This is a genomic window from Methyloversatilis sp., from assembly GCF_030696805.1.
Taxonomy (GTDB): Bacteria; Pseudomonadota; Gammaproteobacteria; order Burkholderiales; family Rhodocyclaceae; genus Methyloversatilis.
Genome location: NZ_JAUYRO010000110.1, coordinates 1 through 2,185 on the forward strand (window position 1 = coordinate 1; position 2,185 = coordinate 2,185).

General features: G+C 61.1%; 1 protein-coding gene. It reads left to right on the forward strand.

Translation table 11 applies throughout. From position 1 onward, the window contains the following. Positions 1 to 208 precede the first annotated feature (208 nt). Positions 209 to 2,185: PAS domain-containing protein (locus tag Q8R75_RS17705; RefSeq protein ID WP_305614433.1), on the forward strand; the 1,977-nt coding region annotated here is incomplete at its 3' end.

Sequence of the window (2,185 nt, forward strand, 5' to 3'; positions counted from 1 at the left end):
GATGGCGCGTCGCTGAGGCAGCGCGAGGCGGCGAATACGGAGCCGGTGCTGCCACGCACGCGGGGTGGGGCACTGGGCAAGGTGAAGCGGGTTCAGTCTGCGGCGGTGATCGCCGACGAGGAAGAGTGGGAAGAGTTCTGAACCGCCCGGCCGCAGAGAAAAAGCACGTTCAGCAGCACAGTCAGCAGCACAGCTTCTGGAGAGACGAATGAGGATGAACTCGCCGGTGACCCAGCGTGAGGTCGAGGTGACCGAACGCCACAACATCGTGTCGCGTACCGATAGCAAGGGTCAGATCGTCTATGTGAATCACGACTTCCTGGAGATCAGCGGTTTCGATGAATCCGAGCTGATCGGCCAGCCGCACAATATCGTGCGTCATCCGGACATGCCGAAGGAAGCGTTCGAAGACATGTGGCGCTGCCTGAAGGCGATGCGCCCATGGACCGGGATGGTAAAGAATCGCTGCAAGAATGGTGACCACTACTGGGTGGTCGCCAATGCCACGCCGCTGTTCGAGAACGGCTCAATCTCGGGTTACATGTCGGTGCGCTCGCGCGCAACGCGCCAGCAGATCCAGGCGGCCGAGAGGGCCTATCGCGACTTCCGCGAAGGCAACGCAGCCGGGGTTGCCATGCGTGATGGCGTGATCGTCAGGAAAGGCTTTTCGCCGAAGCGCTTCGTTGCCGACTTGAGCGTCCGCGCCCGCATGTTTGCCATCGTAGGCTTCGTCGGTCTGATGATGTCGGCCATTGCCGCCATCGGCATGTATGAAATGAAGTTGACCGAGTCCATCCTGGAGGGGGTGTATCACGACCGCGTACTGCCGAGTCAACAGCTCAAGTCAGTGGCCGACATGTATGCGGTGAACATCGTCGACACGGCGCACAAGGTACGCAACGGCAACATCGATTTCGCTGAAGGCTCACGCAGCCTGGCTCAGGCGAACGACACAATCGAGAAAAACTGGAACGCCTACGTCGCCAGCGAAATGATCAGCGATGAATCTGCGCTGGTCGCTCAGGCGACGCCGCTGATGGCCACGGCCGATGCGTCCATCGAACGCCTTGCCGCGATCATGCGCAGCAAGGACATGGAGGCGCTGGCGGCCTACACCGTCAGTGAATTGTATCCGGTCATCGATCCCATCTCCGGCAAGATCAGCGAACTGATCGATCTGCAGACCAGGGTGGCCGGCGGCGAAATACAGCGTGTCCGTGACGAATCGTCGCGGGTCTTCATCATCATTTCGGCGCTGCTGGTTTGCGGCCTCCTGCTGGCCGCGCTGGGCGCCTGGCTGCTGATGCGTGCCATCGTCAGGCCGGTCAACGATGTGACCGCCATGCTGCACCGGATGACCGACGGTCAGCTCGATGTGATGATAGACACCACACGCCGAGACGAAATGATCGGCATCTTCGATGCAGCCAAGTCGATGAAGATCAAGCTGGGTGCGGACATGGCGGAAGCCCGGCGCGTCGCCAACGAAAACCTGCGCATTCGCGAGGCACTCGACAGCGTCACGACGAATGTCCGCATCGCCGACAACAGCGGTCGCGTCATTTACGCCAACAAGACCCTGCTCGACACGCTGCGCCGTACCGAAGCGGAAATCCGCAAGAAGGTGCCGCAGTTCTCGGCCGAGCATTTCATCGGCAGCGACATCACGGTGTTCTACGACGATCGGGAAGCTGCACGCCGTCGCCTGGCGGGTCTGGTCGCTACGGTGCAGAGCGAAATCGTCATTGGCGGGCGTCTGTACCGGCTGACCACCAGTCCGATTGTCAATGAGGCAGGGCAGCGTCTCGGTTCGGTCGGCGAGTGGCTCGATCGCACCGATGAGGATGTCATCGAAAAGGAAGTGACCGATCTCGTGCAGTCGGCGGGGCGGGGTGATTTCAGCAAGCGACTGTCGGCGGACGGCAAGCAGGGCTTCTTCAAGGCGCTGTCCGACGGGCTCAACGGACTGGTGGCACAGGTGTCCGACAGCCTGACCGATCTCGTATCGGTACTCAACGCGATGGCGCAGGGTGACCTCAGCCGCAAGATCGATCGTGACTATGCGGGCACGTTCGGTCGTCTGAAGGAAGACACGAACACGACGGTGGACAAGCTGCGCGAGGTTGTAGGCCGGATCAAGGATTCGACGGAGGCGATCAATACGGCGGCGCGCGAGATATCGGCG